At 71.5% G+C, this 18715-nt stretch carries 16 protein-coding genes and 1 pseudogene; 8 read left to right on the top strand and 9 right to left on the bottom strand.

The window, feature by feature from the left end; all coding sequences use genetic code 11:
- Positions 1–87: 87 nt before the first annotated feature.
- Both HNR10_RS29985 and HNR10_RS29990 read right to left on the bottom strand, forming a co-directional pair.
- Positions 88–1237: pseudogene (locus tag HNR10_RS29985) on the bottom strand (IS3 family transposase).
- A gap of 99 nt (positions 1238–1336) precedes the next feature.
- Positions 1337–1846: a MarR family winged helix-turn-helix transcriptional regulator gene (locus tag HNR10_RS29990; protein WP_179829316.1), complete on the bottom strand. Its 510-nt coding sequence runs from the start codon at positions 1844–1846 to the stop codon at positions 1337–1339.
- Positions 1847–1958: 112 nt separating this feature from the next.
- Here HNR10_RS29990 and HNR10_RS29995 point away from each other — a divergent pair, with 112 nt between their 5' ends.
- On the top strand, positions 1959–3065 hold the full coding sequence (locus HNR10_RS29995) for an epoxide hydrolase family protein (RefSeq protein ID WP_179829317.1): 1107 nt from the start codon (positions 1959–1961) through the stop codon (positions 3063–3065).
- 508 nt (positions 3066–3573) lie between these two features.
- Here the strand turns inward: HNR10_RS29995 and HNR10_RS30000 are convergent.
- The 5 genes from HNR10_RS30000 to HNR10_RS30020 all read right to left on the bottom strand — a co-directional run bounded on the left by HNR10_RS30000 (position 3574) and on the right by HNR10_RS30020 (position 8989).
- Entirely contained in the window at positions 3574–4608 is a 1035-nt protein-coding gene (locus HNR10_RS30000; protein WP_179829318.1) for a LacI family DNA-binding transcriptional regulator, read from the bottom strand.
- A gap of 70 nt (positions 4609–4678) precedes the next feature.
- Positions 4679–5581 carry an NAD-dependent epimerase/dehydratase family protein gene (locus tag HNR10_RS30005; protein ID WP_179829319.1) on the bottom strand — a complete coding sequence of 301 codons (903 nt, stop codon included), beginning with the start codon at positions 5579–5581 and terminating at the stop codon, positions 4679–4681.
- Positions 5582–5635: 54 nt separating this feature from the next.
- The gene (locus HNR10_RS30010) at positions 5636–6481 is read right to left on the bottom strand and encodes a DUF6807 domain-containing protein (RefSeq protein ID WP_179829320.1); all 846 of its coding nucleotides are present in this window, start codon (positions 6479–6481) and stop codon (positions 5636–5638) included.
- Positions 6482–6512: 31 nt separating this feature from the next.
- On the bottom strand, positions 6513–7682 hold the full coding sequence (locus tag HNR10_RS30015) for a Gfo/Idh/MocA family protein (protein WP_179829321.1): 1170 nt from the start codon (positions 7680–7682) through the stop codon (positions 6513–6515).
- On the bottom strand, positions 7679–8989 hold the full coding sequence (locus HNR10_RS30020; RefSeq protein WP_312889461.1) for a Gfo/Idh/MocA family oxidoreductase: 1311 nt from the start codon (positions 8987–8989) through the stop codon (positions 7679–7681). Before HNR10_RS30020 ends, HNR10_RS30015 begins: the two co-directional genes overlap by 4 nt.
- Before the next feature lie 447 nt (positions 8990–9436).
- On the opposite strand from HNR10_RS30020, the gene HNR10_RS30025 reads away from it, so the two are divergent.
- Genes HNR10_RS30025 through HNR10_RS30035 form a run of 3 tightly spaced genes read left to right on the top strand, consistent with a single transcriptional unit; the run spans position 9437 to position 12635 of the window.
- Positions 9437–10402 (top strand): carbohydrate ABC transporter permease, encoded by a 966-nt coding sequence (locus HNR10_RS30025; RefSeq protein WP_179829323.1) that lies wholly within the window; start codon positions 9437–9439, stop codon positions 10400–10402.
- On the top strand, positions 10392–11267 hold the full coding sequence (locus HNR10_RS30030) for a carbohydrate ABC transporter permease (protein WP_179829324.1): 876 nt from the start codon (positions 10392–10394) through the stop codon (positions 11265–11267). The genes HNR10_RS30025 and HNR10_RS30030 overlap by 11 nt, the downstream gene beginning before the upstream one ends.
- Before the next feature lie 18 nt (positions 11268–11285).
- On the top strand, positions 11286–12635 hold the full coding sequence (locus tag HNR10_RS30035; protein ID WP_179829325.1) for an ABC transporter substrate-binding protein: 1350 nt from the start codon (positions 11286–11288) through the stop codon (positions 12633–12635).
- A gap of 79 nt (positions 12636–12714) precedes the next feature.
- On the opposite strand, the gene HNR10_RS30040 is transcribed toward HNR10_RS30035, so the two are convergent.
- A complete protein-coding gene (locus tag HNR10_RS30040; protein ID WP_179829326.1) occupies positions 12715–13239 on the bottom strand; it encodes a GNAT family N-acetyltransferase in 525 nt (174 codons plus the stop codon).
- A gap of 42 nt (positions 13240–13281) precedes the next feature.
- Here HNR10_RS30040 and HNR10_RS30045 point away from each other — a divergent pair, with 42 nt between their 5' ends.
- Positions 13282–13866 (top strand): helix-turn-helix domain-containing protein, encoded by a 585-nt coding sequence (locus tag HNR10_RS30045; RefSeq protein ID WP_179829327.1) that lies wholly within the window; start codon positions 13282–13284, stop codon positions 13864–13866.
- 132 nt (positions 13867–13998) lie between these two features.
- Positions 13999–14973 (top strand): EamA family transporter, encoded by a 975-nt coding sequence (locus tag HNR10_RS30050; protein ID WP_179829328.1) that lies wholly within the window; start codon positions 13999–14001, stop codon positions 14971–14973.
- A 15-nt stretch (positions 14974–14988) separates the two neighbouring features.
- On the opposite strand, the gene HNR10_RS30055 is transcribed toward HNR10_RS30050, so the two are convergent.
- Positions 14989–15945 (bottom strand): GlxA family transcriptional regulator, encoded by a 957-nt coding sequence (locus HNR10_RS30055; RefSeq protein WP_179829329.1) that lies wholly within the window; start codon positions 15943–15945, stop codon positions 14989–14991.
- 71 nt (positions 15946–16016) lie between these two features.
- Between HNR10_RS30055 and HNR10_RS30060 the strand changes: the two genes are divergently transcribed.
- Positions 16017–17060 (top strand): saccharopine dehydrogenase NADP-binding domain-containing protein, encoded by a 1044-nt coding sequence (locus HNR10_RS30060; RefSeq protein WP_179829330.1) that lies wholly within the window; start codon positions 16017–16019, stop codon positions 17058–17060.
- A 200-nt stretch (positions 17061–17260) separates the two neighbouring features.
- Entirely contained in the window at positions 17261–18631 is a 1371-nt protein-coding gene (gene gdhA / locus HNR10_RS30065) for an NADP-specific glutamate dehydrogenase (RefSeq protein ID WP_179829331.1), read from the top strand.
- The last annotated feature ends 84 nt before the right edge of the window (positions 18632–18715 follow it).

Genomic DNA, 18715 nt, shown 5'->3' on the forward strand with positions numbered 1-18715 from the left:
CGGATGATGCCACCGCTCGCTGACGCGGGGGAAGCGTTGGTCCCGAGTGGTGTGTCCTGAGTTTGGTGGAGTCGTGATTCTGGATTCTCAGGCCACGGTGCTCGGTTGTTTGTTCTCGAACTCTAGGGGTGTCAGCCAGCCGATCGCCGAGTGTCGGCGCTGTCGGTTGTGGAAGATCTCCAGGTACTCGAAGATCGCGTTGGCCAACTCCAGCCGGGTTCGCCACCTGCACCGGTCCAAGAGTTCGACCTGCATGCGCGACCAGAACGACTCGATGACGGCATTGTCGTAGCAGTCCCCGATCGACCCCATCGAGGGCACCAGCCCGGACTCCTTGGCCCGACGGGTGAAGGCCCAGGACCCGAACTGGACTCCGTGGTCGGAGTGGATCACCGTCCCCGGCGCTGGTTGGCGGTTGTCGATGGCCATGCCCAGCGCGTTCGTGGTCAACGCCGCCGTGGGCGAGGAGGCGATCGCCCACCCGACCACACGTCGGGAGCACACGTCCAGCACCACCGCGCAGTAGACCTTGCCCTCCCGGGTGGGGTGCTCGGTGATATCGGTGACCCAGAGCTGGTTCAGGCCCTGGCGGGCGAACTGGCGGTCCACCAGGTCGGTCGAGACCAGGTCCGGCCGCGCCCGCCGCCACTTCGGGCGGCCGGCGACTCCCTTGAGGCCGGCCCGGGACATCAGCATCGCCACCGCGGGCGTGCCAGAGCTGCATTCCTCGCCCGAGGGTGAGTTCGGCGTGCACACGCCGCACGCCGTAGACGCCGCCTGTGGCGGCGTGGATCTGGCGGATGGTGTCGGTGAGCATCACGTGCCGAATGGAGCGGGCCGAGGGGCCGCGGTCGCGCCAGGCGTAGAACCCGGACTCCGACACCCCCAGCACCCGGACGGCGACCTGGACCGGATGGCCCTCGGCGGCCATCACCGCGATCGCCTCGAACCGTCTTTTGGGGGCACCACCTTCCCCAACAGTTCGCTGGCCCGGCGGTGGATCGCCAGTTCGGCCTCCAGCTCGGCGATGCGCTTGTTCGCCGCGGCCAGTTCGGTCTTCTCGGTGCTGGTCAGGCCAGGGGCCAGACCTTGGTCGATACGGTCCTGGCGCCGCCAGGCGTAGACGGTCTCGGCGGGAGATGTCCAGATCGCGTGCCACGTCCGCGACGCTGCGTCCGGCCTGGACCAGGTCCAAGACCTTGCGACGGAACTCGGTCGGGTATCCACGGCGTCCCACGATGCCTCCTTGAGGTCACGTGGTCTCAGAATCCAGAAATCCGACTCCGAAGAACGCAGGACACACCACCACCTCTAAAGAACCCGGCACGAAACACCCTCAAGCGCGAGCGCGACGACGCCGCCCGATGGTTGGCCCAGGCCGTTCGGGGGGTGCGGTGCACCGGCCGTGGTGGTCCAGGAGTCTGGTCAGCAGTGCGGTCAGGTGTGTGCGTTCCTCAGGGGTCAGCGGGGCGAGCAGTTCGTCCTGGGTCAGGGCGAGCCGCTCCTGCAGCCGCCGCAGCCGCCGTCGGCCCGCGGTGGTCAGGGAGATGATGTTGCGCCGCCGGTCGGCGGGGTCCGGTGTGCGTTCGACGAGTGCGTCGTCGGCGAGTTCGTTGATCGTGGCGACCATGTCGCTGACGTGGATGCCGCTCCGGCGGCCGAGTTCGGCCTGGCTGGCCGGTCCGGACTCCTCCAAGGTGGCCAGGAGGCGGAAGTGGTAGCCGCGGGCGTGCTCGGACGAGAACCCGTCGGCCACGAGGCGGTGCGCGTGGTGGGCGGTCTGGGTGAGCAGCCAGCTGGGTGTGCTCTCCCAGCCGGCGGGCGTCCTCTGGGGTGGGTTCTCCATGGGTGGAGTCTAGCGAATCGTTGGGTGCACCAACGATCATGATATCGTTCGGGCGACAAACGTTAGTCGCACAAACATTCAGGCTCCGAACGAAATCCCCGGGAGTTGGACCATGATCACGCCGCTGCGCATCGACGTCCCCCAGGCCGACCTCGACGACCTGAGCGACCGGCTCTCCCGCACCCGCTGGCCCAACGAGGTGGCCGACGCCGGGTGGGACTACGGCTTCCCCCTGGCCCGGCTCCGCGCACTCGCCGAGCACTGGCGCACCGGCTACGACTGGCGCGCGCACGAGGCACGGCTCAATACGCTGCCGCACTTCACCACCGAGATCGAGGGCCAGACCATCCACTTCGTCCACGTGCGCTCCTCGAACCCGGACGCGCTCGCCCTGGTCCTCACCCACGGCTGGCCCGGCTCGTTCCTGGAGTTCCTGGACGTGATCGAACCGCTCTCGCGCGACTTCCACCTGGTCATCCCCTCCCTGCCCGGCTACGGGTTCTCCGGGCCCACCCACGAACGCGGCTGGGACATCGTCCGGATCGCACGGGCCTGGGCGGAACTGATGGAGCGGCTCGGCTACGACCGCTACGGCGCCCAGGGCGGCGACTTCGGCTCCGGGGTCTCGACGGCCCTCGGCGCGGTGGCGCCCGAGCACGTGGTCGGCGTGCACGTCAACTACCTGCCGACCCGGCCCGACCCGGACGCCGGCGTCGAACTGTCCGCGAGCGACGAGGCCCGGCTGGACAAGGTCAGGCACCTGATGGCGAACCGTCCGCCCTACCAGGCGCTGCAGGCCGCCACCCCGCAGACGATCGGCTACGCGCTCACGGACTCGCCGGTCGGCCAGCTGGCCTGGATCGCCGAGCGGTTCGCGCAGTGGACCGACCCCTGCGCGCCGATCGACGACGAGCGGATCCTCACCGACGTCTCGCTGTACTGGCTGACCGCGACCGCGGCCTCCTCCGCGCGACTCCACCACGACGCCCCCCGGCGCACCGAGCCCTGCCCGGTGCCGCTCGGCGTCGCGGTGTTCGCGCACGACATCACCCAGGCGGTGCGGCCCCTGGCCGAGCGGCTCTACGACATCAGGCACTGGTCGGAGTTCGAGCGCGGCGGCCACTTCGCCGCGATGGAGGTGCCCGACCTGCTCGCCGGGGACGTGCGGGACTTCTTCCTCACCCTGGCCAAGGACGACGCCCTGGCCACCTCCGGTTGAGTACCGATCTGGGCGACCGGGCAGGGACGTGTATGACGTGTCCCTGCCCGGTCGGGCTTCACAGCCCTGTCTCCCCGGTCTGTTAAGACACGGGGGTGACGCCATCAACACCAGGTGAGATGTTGTTGGTCTCCCCTCGACCATGTCCCATGCCGGAGGCCACGAGTTCGTGGCGTTCGAGTCCCGTTTCATCCCTGATCCCGGGGTTGTCTACTGACTCGAATTCGAGAGCAAGCCGCTGAGGAAGCACGGCTTGGTCGGTCTGCTGCCCTACATGGAACGTAGCCATCAAGATCACCTTCTTATATTGATGGCTGGGTCTGGTAACACTCGGACTCTGAGCCTGTGAGCTGAGAATCCCTGGCAGAGCAGGGGACCCGGTTACCGACTTCCACATCACCGACCCTGCAAGAAACAAAGTCGCGTGTTGATCCTAGTGACATACAGGGCAGCGCGTCGCTGATTCAGTGAAAGTAGGAAGCGATCCGGGGCCGTGGCAGCGTCCGGATCAGCCGGCCTTGGCCGGACCCGTGCTCTCGCGCTCGACGACCTCGCCCTTGACCGTCACCACGCGCGGCTGTTCGGCGGGCTCGCCGTCCAGCGCCAGCTGCGCGGCCATCTCGCCCATCTCCTCCAGCGGCAGCCGGACCGTGGTCAGGGCCGGGGTCAGGTCGCGCAGGGTGGGGATGTCGTCGAACCCCGCCACCGACAGGTCCTGCGGTACCCGCATCCCCAGGTCGCGCAGGGCCGCCATCGCGCCGGTGGCCATGACGTCGTTGACCGCGAACAGGCACGTGGCGTCGGTGCCCACCGCCATCAGCCGCCGGGTGGACTCGTAGCCGCCGTCACGGGTGAAGGCCCCGTGCACCACGTTGTGGTGGGCCAGTTCCAGCCCGGCGCCCGAGAGCGCGGAGTGGAACCCGTCCAGCCGTTCGCGTGCGGTCTGCAGGTCGGTGGGCCCGGCCAGGATCGCGAACTCCCGGTGGCCCTGGGCGATGAGGTGCCGTGCCAGGTCGGCCGACCCGGTGTGGTTGTCGGGGGTGACGGTGTCGGCGGGCAGGCCCTCCTGGGACACGCACGCCACCCGTCCGCCCTGGCGGCGGAACATGGTGATCTCCTCGGCCAGGCGCCGGTTGCTCTCCTCGTCGGTGGAGCGCGAACCCACCAGCACCACCGCGCGCGCCCGGTGGGCGCGCAGAGTGGCCAGGATGCGGCCCTCGTTCTGCGGGGCGTGGCTGGTGGTGCCCAGGACCAGGACCAGCCCCTGCGCCTCGGTCTGACGGGTCACACCGGCCGCGATCGAGGAGAAGTAGGGGTCGGCGATGTCGTGGACGATCAGACCCACCAGGGAACTGCTGTTGCGGGCCAGCGTCTGGGCGGAGGCGTTGGCCAGGTAGCCCAGTTCCTGGGCGGAGGCCGTCACCTTGTCCCGGAGCTTCTGGCTCACCTGGCGGGTGCTGCCGTTGATGACCCTCGAAGCCGTGGCCAGGGACACCCCGGCGTGTTCGGCGACCTGCTCCAACGTCACGTAACCGGAGTTCACGCCGCTTCCTCTCCTGCTGCGCGCCACTGGAAAACTCTTTCCTCTCTAGCGTAGCGGAGCATGCGTGCGGTCAGCGGCGTTCGAGTGCGTCCCGGACCTCGGCGGGCACCTGCTCGCGCCACGTGCGGGCGGGGTTCCATCCCAGTGCCTCGCGGGCGGCCCGCGAGCTGAAGACGGCCCGGCCGTCGGCCAGCGCGGCGGCGTGCTCGGCGGTGGCGGGGTGGTACTTCGGCAGCAGCGCGTCCACCGGGCCCGGGGCCAGGGGGTCGGCGGCCATGGCGTTGAACACCTGGCCGCCGGCGACCCGGTCCGGGTTCTCGATCACCAGCGCGAACAGATCGCCCGCGTCGCGGGCGTCGACGTAGTTGAACAGGGAGGTGGCCGCCAGGGCGGGGTCGGCCAGCCGTTCGGCGATGGTGTGGCCCTGCTGGGTGACCGCGCCCTCCCACTCCTCGGGAGCCACGACGTAGCCGGGGCGCACGCACGTCATCGTGCAGCTCTTCGCGGTGCGTGCCAGGGCCGCCACGGTCTGCTCGATGAAGGCCTTGCTCAGCCCGTAGGCGTGCCAGGGCGTGACCGGGTGCTCCTCGTCCAGGGGCAGGTAGCGGGGCCGCCACGAGGGGGTGTTGTACCCGTAGACCGTCGGGCTGGAGGCGGCCACCGCCGACCGGGCGCCGTGGGCCTCGGCCGAGGAGAGCACCGCCCAGGCCAGGCGGGCGTTGATGCTGAGGGTGTCCAGGTCGGGGCTGGCGAAGGGGACGGCGATCCCGGCCAGGTGCACGACGGCCTCGGGACGGGCGCGGGTGAAGACGTCCTCTCGCTCGGCCGTCACGAGCAGGTCCGCGATCATCCCCTCGGTGCCCGGGGGCGGCGGGGCGGTGTCCACGGAGGTGACGGTGTGGCCGCGCTCGGTGAGGGTGGCCACGACGCTGCGGCCGAGCCTTCCCGAGCCGCCGGTGACGAGAACGCGCATGGGAGTCGTCTTCCTAGTGCTGGTGGATGTGGTCGGTTGAGGGCGGTGCGGTCCTCAGTCCAGGGACCGCGCGGCCTCGGCCAGGGCGTCGGGGTCGGCGGCGTGCCCGTCGTGGACCGCGGTGCGCAGGCCCCGGCGCAGCACGGCGTCCGCGGGCAGGGGCAGGCGGGTGTCCCAGGCCAGCGCGGGTCCGACACCGGGGTACTCCCGCACGCGCAGGAACCAGGGGTCGGTGTCGGGGCCGGTCTGGAGGAAGACCAGGGTCCAGGGGGCGCCGTCCGCGCTCCCGGACAGGGCGAGCCAGGGGGCGCGGGACCCGTGCAGGGCCTGCTCTCCCTCCAGCCCGTCGGGGCCGGTGCACACGGGCGGGGTGGGCGCGTGGGGCGCCCGCCAGAACAGGCCGCCGTATCCGGCGCCGGGCCGGCCGTTGGTGGCGGGACTGCCCACGCTCAGGTCGCGGCCGCTGGTGTTGCGCAGGCGCACGGACATCTCCAGCACCCACGTGTGCCCGTCCAGGTCGTGGACGCGTGTGGTGCGCTCCTCGCGCAGCAGTTCGGCGCCGCCGGTGTCGGTCCACGACAGGACCTCGACGTGGTGGTCGTCCCCGCGGGCCGCCCACGACACGTGTTCCTGGCGGCCGTGGTTGTCGAGCAGGACCGACCCGCGGTCGGGGGTGAAGGTGCGCCCGCCCCAGAAGCTGGTGCCGGACACGTCGGGCACGGCCACGCTCACCCCGAAGTGGTGCAGGTGGTCGGCGGGGCGCTCCTCGGTGACCACGGTGCCGGACTTGGTGCGGACCGGGTGCAGGTAGGGGCGGGGGGACAGGACGGGCTCGATGTCGGTGCCGTCCTGGCGGGTGGCCAGGACGGTGCTGCCGAGGGCGAGGTCGACGGTGCTCATGGGGTGGTGGTTCCTCCGGGTGGCCGCGGGCTCAGGATCCCGCGGCCGACTCCGACCGCGCGGCGGGGTAGCGGACGGGGTCGAGTTCGCTGAACAGGGACAGGGTCTGGGAGCTGCGGTGGACGAGGGCGTCGATGCCGTCGACGATCCGTCGGGTGCCCTCGGGGGTGCGGGTCACCTCCTGGTGGTCACCGGACACCGGCGCGGGGTCGGGGGCGGTGCGGACCGCCTCCAGGACGTGCATGAACGCGCGGGTGGCGGCGGGCGGCACGATCAGCGGCGCGCCCGTGCGCAGGTGGTCGACCAGGTTCTCCAGCAGCGGGGTGCGGGGGTGGGTGGTCGTGGCCGGCGCCTTGCCGGGCCGGTGCACGGTGACGCGGTCCAGCGTGTAGTCCAGGTCGATGCGGCCGAGGTCGCCGTGCACGATCAGGCGCGGGGGCTCGCTGTGGGCGGCGCACAGGGTGACGGCCACGGTGACGGTGGTGCCGTCCGCCGTGCGCAGACGCAGGCAGGAGGTGTCGTCGCTCTCGATGGGGTGGGCGTGGAACAGGTCCAGCTCCACGCTGCGCGGCGCCTCTTCCCCCGCGCCGGCCACGGCCAGGGCGGTGGCCACGGCGTGCGCGAAGGGGTTGGTCAGGGCCCCGTCGACCACGTCGCGGCCGTCGAGGCGGCGGCGTCCGGCCCAGGGGGCGCGGTCGTAGTAGGCGGAGGTGCGCACCCACGTGCCCTGTCCGCCGATGCCGCGCAGCCGGCCGATGGTGCCGTCGGCGATCATCCGCCGCACCTCGGCCACCGCGTGTGAGCCCAGGCTCTGGAAGCCGATCTGGCAGGCCAGCCCCGAGCGCTCGGCGATCTCGGTGAGCTCCTCGAACTCGGCCAGGGTCGCGGTGGTGGGCTTCTCCAGCAGGACGTGGGAGCCGTGCTCCAGGGCCACACGGGCCAGGGGCAGGTGGGTGTGGATGGGCGTGACGAGCAGGGTGATCCGGGCGCCGGTGGCGTCGATGGCCTCGCCCAGGTCGGTGTGGAAGGGCAGGGGGCCGTGTCCTTCGAGGTCGTCGCCGGGCTCGGGCGGGCGCTGGTCGCACACGCCGACCAGGCGGACCAGCCCGGCCGCCACCGGGGCGCGCAGGGCGCGCAGGTGGTGGCGGCCGTGGCCGTGCAGTCCGACCAGGAGGACGGGGACGGGGGCCGGGGCGCTCATGCCTGCGCCTTGAGCAGGTCGGCGACGGTGACGGGGGCGCCGGAGGCGATGGAGGCGTTGGCGGCCAGGCCGGTGAGCAGGGCGTTGCCGCCGTCGGCGTGGTCGGGGCGGATGCCGTCGTCGGTTCCGGTGAACAGGGAGTCGAGCATGACCTGGTCGCCGCCGCCGTGGGGGCCGTCGCCGACGGCGACGGGGATCTCCTCGGGCGGCTGCCAGTGGCGGCGCAGCCACAGGCGGGCCTCGGAGTGGTCCTTGGGGGCGGGCATGCCGCGTACGGGGGTGTTCTCGTCCTGTTCGGGGGAGGTGTACTCGAACTCGGTCATGTCCAGTTCCAGGCGGCCGCGGCTGCCGGTGAAGGAGATGCGGTAGCCCTCCCAGGGCGCGTAGGCGACCAGGTGGTAGCTCAGCCGGGCGCCGGTGTCGTAGCCCACCAGCACCGACATGTCGTCCTCGATGGTGATACCCGGTCCGAACACGTTGAGGTCGCGCCGGTAGCCGTCCTCGTGCTCGGCGTCCAGGTACAGCGCCGTCAGGTCGGGGCTGTCGCTCATGTGCAGGGCGAAGGGGTCGCTCTCCGCGGCGGGGGCCTGGTGGCCGCGCTCGTACTGGGCGCCCAGGCCGTGGCGGCGGGCGTTGTCGGGGCCGTAGAAGAACAGGCCGCCCTTGGCGAAGACCTCGGTGGGGCGGGCGCCGATCCACCAGTTGACGAGGTCGAAGTGGTGGCTGGCCTTGTGCACGAGCAGGCCGCCGGACTGGGACTTGTCGCGGTGCCAGCGGCGGAAGTAGTCGGCGCCGTGGCGCAGGTCCAGCAGCCACTCGAAGTGGACCGAGCCGATCTCGCCGATGGCTCCGGAGGCGAGCAGGTCGCGGACCTGGCGGTGGACGGGGTTGTAGCGGTAGTTGAAGCCCACCGTGACGCGGCGGCCGGTGCGGGCCTGGGCCTCGTTGATGCGGCGCAGGCCGTCCAGGTCGGCGGTCATGGGCTTCTCGGTGATCGCGTCGACGCCGGCGTCCAGGGCGGCCACGACGTAGTCGGCGTGGGTGCGGTCGACCGTGCACACGATGACCTCGTCCACGCGCTCCTCGCGCAGCATGCGGGAGAAGTCCTCGGCGGCGTAGGTGGGCACCGGGTCGAGCCCCGCGTCGGTGGCGATGCGGTTGTGCACGGCCATCCGCGTGCTGTTGGTGTCGCACAACGCGACGAGTCTGCCCTGGTCACGATGGGTGCCGGTGAGGGCCCAGGTGTACATCCGAGCGCGGGACCCGGTTCCGACGATGGCGTACCTGCGTAGAGTGGTGTCGTTCACAATCGACATGGTAAACGCTTTCCGACCGTCAGGACAAGAGGGTCTCCGTCGAGGCGGAGCGCGCTGTCACCTGGTCGTCCGATTTCTGAGAGTGATCACCAAAGAACGCATAGTGGCGATCATGTGAGGAATAGGCGCTAATGGCTCGGATTCACCGGGTTTTCCGCGGGGAACTCGGCGTCGCCCCTGTAACGATCCGGGGTGTAGATGGCGTTCAGGGGGAAACGAGTCGTTGACACCCATGAAACCCGGTGCTAGAAACTGAACATCCTAGTACGTGGATAGCGCTTACCAAGTCGGTCGTCGCTGATCCGGCCCGTGTTCTCGGACACGTTCCACGCACTTCACCGTGTCCCTCCAGCGAGATTGGCGGTCTCCAGTCATGAAACCAGGCCCGAACGTGCTCGCCGCCACCGCGGCGGCCGCCCTCCGGGGTGGTGGAACGCCGTGAGCGCGCTGCTCCAGCGCAGGCCCAAGGCGGACCCCGTCGCGGCCGCGCCCGCCGCCAGGACCAGGACCCGCGCCGGGAAGCAGGGCACCAAACGGCGCGAGAACCTCGCGGCGTACGGCTTCCTGGCCCCGTGGTTCGTCGGACTGTTCTTCATCACCGCGGGCCCTCTGCTGGCCTCCCTGTACTTCTCCTTCACCGACTACAACCTCATCGGCGACCACAGCTGGGTCGGCCTGGAGAACTACAGCCGGATGCTCGAGGACGAGCGGCTGCACAACTCCCTGCGGGTCACCTTCACCTACGTCTTCGTGTCCGTGCCGCTCCAGCTGGCGATGGCCCTGGCCCTGGCGATGGTCCTGGACCGGGGCGTACGCGGCCTGCCGCTGTACCGGTCGGTCTACTACCTGCCCTCCCTGCTGGGCGGCAGTGTCGCGATCGCCATCCTGTGGCGCCAGGTCTTCGGCGCCAACGGCCTGATCAACCAGGTCCTGGGCTTCTTCGGCATCCAGGGCGAGGGCTGGGTCTCCCACCCCGACTACGCCCTGGGCACCCTGATCGTGCTCAACGTGTGGACCTTCGGCGCGCCCATGGTCATCTTCCTGGCCGGCCTGCGCCAGATTCCGCGCATGTACTACGAGGCCGCCATGGTCGACGGCGCCGGCCCGGTGCGCAAGTTCTGGCACATCACGGTCCCGCTGCTCACGCCGATCATCTTCTTCAACCTGGTCCTGCAGATCATCAACGCGTTCCAGACGTTCACGCAGGCCTTCATCGTCAGCGGCGGCACCGGCGGTCCCTCCGACTCCACGATGTTCTACACGCTCTACCTCTACCAACGCGGCTTCGGTTCCTTCGAGATGGGTTACGCCTCGGCGATGGCCTGGCTGCTGCTCATGATCATCGGAGGGTTCACCGCGGTGAACTTCCTCGCGTCCAAGTACTGGGTCTTCTATGGCGACTAAGACGACGGCCCGCGCGACCACGCAGGAGCGCTCCCGGGCCGCACGCACACGACGGCTGATCGTCCACATCGGGCTGATCGGGTTCGGGCTCATCATGCTCTACCCGCTGCTGTGGATGCTCGCCAGCTCCTTCAAGCCGACCGCGGAGATCTTCCGGGCCCCCGGCCTGATCCCCGAGACCTTCCACCCGGGCAACTACACCGAGGGCTGGACGGCACTGCAGTTCCCGTTCCACCACTACCTGCTCAACTCGGCGATCGTGGTGGTCGGGGCGATCATCGGCAACCTCATCGGGTGCTCGATGGCGGCCTACGCCTTCGCGCGGCTGGAGTTCCGGGGCAAGCGGCTCTTCTTCGCCATCATGCTGGCGACCATCATGCTGCCGATCCACGTCGTGATCGTGCCGCAGTACATCCTGTTCGCCGAGATCGGCTGGATCAACACCTTCCTGCCGCTGATCGTGCCCAAGCTGCTGGCCACCGACGGGTTCTTCATCTTCCTGATGGTCCAGTTCATCCGCGGCCTGCCCAAGGACCTGGACGAGGCGGCGCGCATCGACGGCTGCGGCCACGTGCGGATCTTCTTCCGGATCATCATGCCGCTGTCGCTGCCGGCCCTGGCCACCACGGCGATCTTCACCTTCATCTGGACCTGGAACGACTTCTTCAGCCAGCTGATCTTCCTCACCAGCCCGGACATGTACACCGTGCCCGTCGCGCTGCGCACCTTCGTGGACTCCAGCTCCCAGACGTCCTGGGGTCCGCTGTTCGCCATGTCGGTGATCGCCCTCGGACCCGTGTTCGGCTTCTTCCTCGCCGGACAGAAGTACCTGGTCAAAGGCATCGCCACCACCGGTATCAAATAGTCGAAGGGACATACGACAATGCGTGCAAACCCTGGCAGCGGGCGCCCCCGGGCCCGCGACCTCAGCTCTGACGGGCGCCTACGGCGCCGCCCCCTGCTCAAGATCGCGGCCGGAGTCGGCGCCGTGGTCATGGCCGCCACCGCCTGCGGCGGGGGCTCCGGTTCCGAGGACGGCGTGGTCGAACTGCGCTTCTCCTGGTGGGGCGCGGACGACCGCCACGCGGTCACCCAGCAGGTCATCGACGAGTTCGAGGCCGCCAACCCCGACATCCGCATCGTCGGCGACTACACCGACTGGGGGGCCTACTGGGACCGGCTGGCCACCAGCACCGCCGCCGGCGACGCGCCCGACATCATCACGCAGGAGGAGCGCTACCTGCGTGAGTACGGCGACCGCGGAGCCCTGGCCGACCTGAGCCAGCTGGAGTCGCTCGACCTGTCCGACATCGACCCGCTGGTCGCCGAGAGCGGCGACATGAACGGCGAGACCTACGGTGTGGCCACCGGCGTGAACGCGTACACGATCATGGCCGACGTGGACGCGTTCGAGGAAGCGGGCGTGGAACTGCCCGACGACGAGTCCTGGAGCTGGGACGACTACGTCGACAAGGCGATCGAGATCTCCGAGGCCACCGACGGCGAGGTCGTCGGCACCCAGAGCATGGCCTTCAATGAGGCGGGCTTCCAGATCTTCGCCCGTCAGAGGGGCGAGAACCTCTACAACGAGGACGGCACCCTCGGCTACTCGCAGGAGACGCTGGAGGAGTGGTACGGGCTCATCCACCGGCTCCAGGAGGAGGGCGGGCAGCCCACCGCGTCCGAGAGTGTGGAGATCGAGGCACTGGGCCCCGACGGGTCGGTGCTGGCCGCCAACTCCGGTGCGATGGCGCACTTCTGGACCAACCAGCTCGGCCAGCAGACCGACACCTCCGGTCACGAGATCGAGCTGCTGCGCTACCCCGGTGAGACCACCGAGGACCGGAGCGGCATGTACTTCAAGCCGGCCATGTTCTACTCCGTCTCGGCCGAGTCCGAGCACCCGGAGGAGGCGGCCCGGTTCGTGGACTTCCTCGTCAACAGCAACGAGGCGGCCGAGCTGATCCTGGCCGACCGCGGCCTGCCGGCCAACATCGACGTGCGCGGGCACATCGTCAGCCAGCTGCCCGACGCCGACGCGCGCAGCGCGGTGTTCCTGTCCGACATCGAGGGCAGCATCGAGGACGGCAACCCGCCGCCGCCGATCGGCGCCGGTGAGGTCGTGAACATCATCAAGCGGGCCTCGGAGGAGATGAGCTTCGGCAACCTGACGCCGGAGGAGGCCGCCGAGCAGTTCACGTCCGAGGTGGAGGCGGCCACGCAGGGCGGCTGACCTTCCCGACACGACGGGCCCGGCGAATGGGAGCGCTCTCAGCTCCCGCCGGGCCCGTTGTGTGCGCGCGGGCCGGGGCTCATGCGTGCACCGGGGCGTGGGCGGCCAGTGGAAGCTGGGCCCAGGCCACGTCGCGCCAGGCGCCGTTCTTGTGGCCGATCTCGCGCAGGACGCCGACGGGTTCGAAGCCCAGGGCCCGGTGCAGCCCCTGGCTGGCGTCGTTGGGCAGCGTCATGCCGGCCAGGGCGGTGTGCATGCCGCGCTCGGCCAGAAGGGGGAGAAGTGCGCCGTAGAGGGCACGGCCCGCGCCCGTGCGGCGGCGGCCCCGTTCGAGGTAGACGCTGACCTCGCAGGACCACCGGTAGGCGGCGCGGGCGCGGAAGGGGGCCCCGTAGGCGTAGCCCACCACCCGGCCCCGCTCCTCCAGGACGAGCCAGGCGTGCTCGCGCTGGGCGTCGGCGATGCGGCGGGCCATCTCCTGGTCGGTGGGCGGCTCGTACTCGAAGGTGATCGAGGTGTCGGTGACGTAGGGGGCGTAGATCGCCGCACACGCCTGCGCGTCGGCCGCGGTGGCGTCGCGCACCTGGGTGGGTGTGGTGTCCATGAGTTCACCATAGTGGATGATTACTTGCACTATAGTCAACGCATGAGCGACGCACTGGGTTCAGCCCTGGCCTCCACCCTGCGCGATCTGCGCAGCTCGCGCGGCCTGTCCGGCGCCGCCCTGGCCGAGCGCTCGGGGGTCTCGCGGGCGATGATCAGCAAGGTCGAGCGCGGCGAGACGCAGCCGACCGCGCAGCTGCTCGGACGACTCTCCGCGGCGCTGGGCATGACCCTGTCGGAGCTGGTCGCCCGGGCCGAACAGGGGGAGCGGCGGCTCGCGCGCCGCTCGGAGCAGCCGGTGTGGACCGACCCCCTGACCGGCTACCGGCGCCGCGCGGTGACCCCCACCGCGGGCGGGCCGCTGGAGCTGGTGGAGGTCGAGCTCCCCCCGGGCGCGGAGGTCTCCTATCCGGCCGACTCCTACCGCCACATGCACCACCAGATCTGGGTGTTGGAGGGCGAGCTGGCCTTCCAGGAGGGGGAGCACCTGCACGAACTCGGTCCGGGGGACTGCCTGCAGATCGGCGCGCCGGTCCCGTGCGTGTACCGCAACGCCGGCGAACGCGAGTGCCGCTACCTGGTGGCGCTGGCCCGCCGAGTCATGCCGGAGCCGAAGGCTCTCGGTTGAGGGTGGAAGCCCCCCCCACGCGCGTAGCGTCCCAGGGGGCGATGGTGGGCGACGGGTGGGCCTGAGCCCGGTCCGTCACCGCGCGGCCGTAAGCTCTGGTCCGATCATCCCCTCGCGATCCCGGAGGTCGGCGTGTCCGTGGAACCCGTGCGTCACCGTGCCTCGGGGCTGGCGTTCGCGCTGGCCGCGGCGCTCTTCTTCGGCGGGGCGGGTGTGGCCGCCCGCCCCCTGCTCGACGCCGGCATGGACCCGCTCCAGGTCACCTGGCTGCGCCTGGCCGGAGCCGCGCTCCTGCTGTCACCGATGGCGCTCCTTCAGTGGCGGGTGCTGGTGCGGCGCCCGCTGCTGGTCGTGGCCTACGGGGTCTTCCCGATGGCCGGCGTCCAGGCCCTGTACTTCGCCGCCGTGGACCGGATCCCGGTGGGCATCGCGCTGCTGATCGAGTTCCTGGGCCCCGTCCTGCTGCTGGTGTGGTTCCGCCTCGTGCGCCGCTCCCGGGTGGCCCCGGCCGCGGCGGTGGGCGTGGTCCTGGCGGTGGTCGGGCTCGGCCTGCTGCTGGAGGTCTGGGCGGGCATGAGCCTGGATCCCGTCGGTGTGGGGCTCGCGCTGGGCGCGGCCGCGGCACAGGTCGGGTTCTTCCTGCTGTCGGACGCCACGGGCGAGGACGCGGACCCGCTGGCCGTGATCGCCATCGGGTCGCTGGTGGCGGCCGTGCTGCTCGCCGTCCTCGCGCGCCCGTGGACGATCCCGTGGGGGACGCTGTCCGAATCGCTCCCGCTCGGTGGGACGCAGGTGCCCGGCTGGGCGATCGCGCTGTGGCTGGCGCTGGTGTGCACGGCGATGGCCTACTTCGCCGGGGTGGGCGCGGTGCGCCGGCTCTCCCCGCAGGTCGCCGGGGGTGTGGCCTACCTGGAGGTGGTGACCGCGATCGTGCTGGCGTGGGTGCTGCTGGGCGAGGCGCTCAGCACCGTGCAGGTCGTGGGAGCGGTCGTCATCGTGGCGGGCGCCTTCATCACCCAGACCGCGGTCCCGTCGCGGCCCTCCGCGGACGAACCCGGGCTCGTGCCGGCCACCGACGCCGCCGGTGCGGATCCGCGTGCGGACTGAGGGTCCGGCGGAGGGCTACCCCGGTGGGCGGGACGCGCGGAAGGTGGCGCGGTAGGCCAGCGGGCTGACGCCGACGACCTGGTGGAAGTGGCGCCGCAGTGTGGTGGCGGTGCCCATGCCGCAGCGCTCCGCGACCTGCTCGACGGTGGCGTCGGTGCTCTCCAGGAGTTCCTGGGCCAGGCGCACCCGTTGGCCGTGCAGCCACGCCAGCGGGGTCGTCCCGGTCTCGGCCCGCACGCGCCGGACGAGTTGGCGGGTGCTCAGTCCGGACCGCCGGGCCAGGTCCTCGACGGTCAGCGGCCGGTCGAGGCGGCTCCGGGCCCATTCCAGGGCCGCTCCCAGACTGTCGGGGGTACGCGGGAGAGCCGGCGGCGGAATGTACTGGGCCTGCCCGCCCGGGCGGTGGGCGGGTGCGACGAGCCGGCGTGCGAGCCCGGCGGCCGCGGCGGCCCCGTGGTCGGTGCGGACCAGGTGCAGGCACAGGTCCAGGGCCGCGGTCTTGCCCGCCGAGGTCAGGACCTGCCCCGCGTCGGTGTAGAGGACGTCGGCACGCATGTCGACCAGCGGGTGGCTCCCGGACAGCGCGTCCGCGTGCATCCAGTGGGTGGTGGCGCTGCGGCCGTCGAGCAGCCCGGCGGCGGCGAGCACGAAGGCGCCGGTGCACAGGGACACGACCCGGCGTCCGGCGCCGTGGGCGGCGCGCAGGGCGGCCAGGTACTCCTGGGAAGGGGGCGTCCCGGGGCTGTGGGTGGCGGGCACGATGACGGTGTCCAGGTCGCGAACGCGCGCGAGGCCGTGGGCGGGTACGCCCGGCAGGAACGGCGAGGGGCCGCCCTCGGCGGTGTGGGCGCTCAGGCGGTACCAGTCGCCGCTGGGGGAGAGGTCGGAGCGGTCGACGCCGAAGACCTCCGCGGCGATCGCCACCTCGTAGGGCATCGTGTGCTCGTGCACGGCGATTCCGACGGAGTGCATGTCGCAAAGTGTACGTAGGGCGGCAGATCAGACACTGGCGGGGTGTCGTCCTCGGGCCGGAGGATGGCCGCATGGACAAGACATCGCGCAGGGGTCCGCGTACGAGCGGGCGTGTACTGGTCTACGGTGCCTCGGGGCACACCGGGCGGTTCGTGGTCGCCGAGCTGGTCCGCCGCGGGCTGGAGCCCGTGCTGTCCGGGCGGGGCTCGGATCGGCTCGCCGAGCTGGGCCGCCGGTACCCCGGACTGGAGGTGCGCCCGGCCGACGCCGGGGACGCGGAGGCACTGGCGAAGGCGGTCGTGGACGTGGCGGCCGTGGTCAACTGCGCCGGCCCCTTCCTGGACACCGCGGGGCCGGTGGCCGCGGCCGCCGTGGAGGCGGGGGCGCACTACCTCGACGTGACCGCCGAACAGCCCGCCGTCCAAGCCCTCTACCGCGCGTACGGCGCCGGGGGCGTGCCGCGGGGCGTGGTGGTCCTGCCGGCGATGGCCTTCTACGGCGGGCTCGCCGACCTGCTGGCCTCCGCCGTGGCCGACCGGGTCGGGGGCGCGGCGGAGGCGGTCACGACGGCCGTGGGCCTGGACCGGTGGTGGCCCACCGAGGGCACGCGCGCCACCGGTCGGCGCAACACCGCCCGCCGCCTGGTCGTCGCCGACGGGCGGCTGGTGCCGCTGGAGGAGCCCGCGCGGAGCCGCACCTGGGACTTCCCGGCGCCGCTCGGCCGGCACGCGGTGGTGGACCTGCCCTTCACCGAGGTCGTCACGATGCACCGGCACCTGGGGGCCGGGCGGATCGACTCCTACCTGAGCCGGGCGCCCCTGGCCGAGCTGCGCGATCCCGCCACCGGCGGTCCCCAGGCGAGCGACGGGACGGGGCGCTCGGCCCAGCGGTTCGCGGTCGACGTGCGGGTCCGTGTCGACGGGGTCGACCACCGGGCGGTGGCCACCGGCCGGGACATCTACGCGGTGACCGCGCCGCTGGTGGCCGAGGCGGTCATCCGGGTGCTGGACGGCCGGGTGCGCGCCCACGGCGCCGTGGCGCCGGGCGAGGTGTTCGACGCGGCGGACTTCCTGGCGGCGCTGTCCCCCCGGCCGCTGGAGGTGGAGCTGTCCTGAGCCGTCGGCTCCGGTGGGCCGCCGGAGCCGGCGCACCCGTGCGGTGGGGTGGAGGGCCTCCGCCCGAGGTCGGAGGGGCCCGGGCGTGTAACGTCGACGAAACATACTTCGTCCCCTGCGGGGACACGACCGCACGCCACCGCACGCCGCCGTCCCGCCTGCCCTGGCCGGGGCTGCGGCTCCGAAAGGACCCTTCACGTATGTCCGCTGCCAACGAGTCCGCGCTCGACAACCACCACCCGGGAGTGCGTTCGGCCTTCGAGCACGTGGCGCGACGCAACCCGGACGAGCCCGAGTTCCAGCAGGCGGTGCTGGAGGTCCTGGACAGCCTCTCCCCGGCCCTGTCCCGGCACCCCGAGTACGCCCGCGAGCGGATCCTGGAGCGCCTGTGCGAGCCCGAACGCCAGATCGTCTTCCGCGTCCCCTGGCGTGACGACCAGGGCCGTGTGCACGTCAACCGGGGCTTCCGGGTGGAGTTCAACAGCGCCCTGGGCCCCTACAAGGGCGGTCTGCGCTTCCACCCCAGCGTCAACCTGGGCGTGGTCAAGTTCCTGGGGTTCGAGCAGATCTTCAAGAACGCGCTCACCGGGATGAGCATCGGCGGCGGCAAGGGCGGCAGCGACTTCGACCCCAAGGGGCGCTCCGACACCGAGGTGGAGCGGTTCTGCCAGTCCTTCATGACCGAGCTGCACCGCCACCTGGGCGAGCACACCGACGTCCCCGCGGGCGACATCGGCGTCGGGGGCCGCGAGATCGGCTACCTGTTCGGGCAGTACCGGCGCCTGGCCAACCGGTGGGAGGCCGGCGTCATCACCGGCAAGGGCCTGGACTGGGGCGGCTCGCGCGTGCGGACCGAGGCCACCGGGTACGGGAACGTGCTGTTCACCCAGCGGATGCTGGAGCGCGTGGGCCAGAGCCTGGACGGCCAGCGCGTGGTGGTGTCGGGGTCGGGCAACGTGGCGATCTACTCGGTGGAGAAGGCCCGCCAGCTGGGCGCGACCGTGGTGGCCTGCTCCGACTCCACCGGTCACGTCGTGGACGAGCGCGGCATCGACGTCGACCTGCTCCGGCAGGTCAAGGAGGTGGAGCGCGAGCGGATCAGCGTCTACGCCGAGCGGCGCACGGGTGCGCGCTACGTCGAGGGCGGCAGTGTGTGGGACGTGCCCTGCACGGTGGCGCTGCCCTCGGCGACCCAGAACGAGCTGGACGCCGACGCGGCGCGCACCCTCGTCCGGGGCGGCGTCAAGGTGGTCTCGGAGGGCGCGAACATGCCCACCACGCCCGAGGCCGTGCGGGTGCTGCGGGAGGCCAAGGTGCTCTTCGCGCCGGGCAAGGCGGCCAACGCTGGCGGGGTGGCCACCAGTGTGCTGGAGATGCGGCAGAACGCGCGGCGCACCTCGTGGTCCTTCGAGCACGCCGAGCAGGAGCTGGCCGAGGTGATGGCCGGCATCCACGACCGCTGCGAGGAGGCGGCCGAACGCTACGGGGCGCCCGGCGACTACGTGCTGGGCGCCAACGTGGCGGGCTTCGAGAGGGTGGCGGGGGCCATGCTCGCCCAGGGCCTGGTCTGAGGGCGGGCACGGGGCGGCGCGACCGGCGCCCGCGACCGGTGGGCGGCACCGCTGCCCCGCCGCCCGTACGGCCCTGTGCCGAGC

This window comes from Nocardiopsis aegyptia, from assembly GCF_013410755.1.
Lineage (GTDB): Bacteria > Actinomycetota > Actinomycetes > Streptosporangiales > Streptosporangiaceae > Nocardiopsis > Nocardiopsis aegyptia.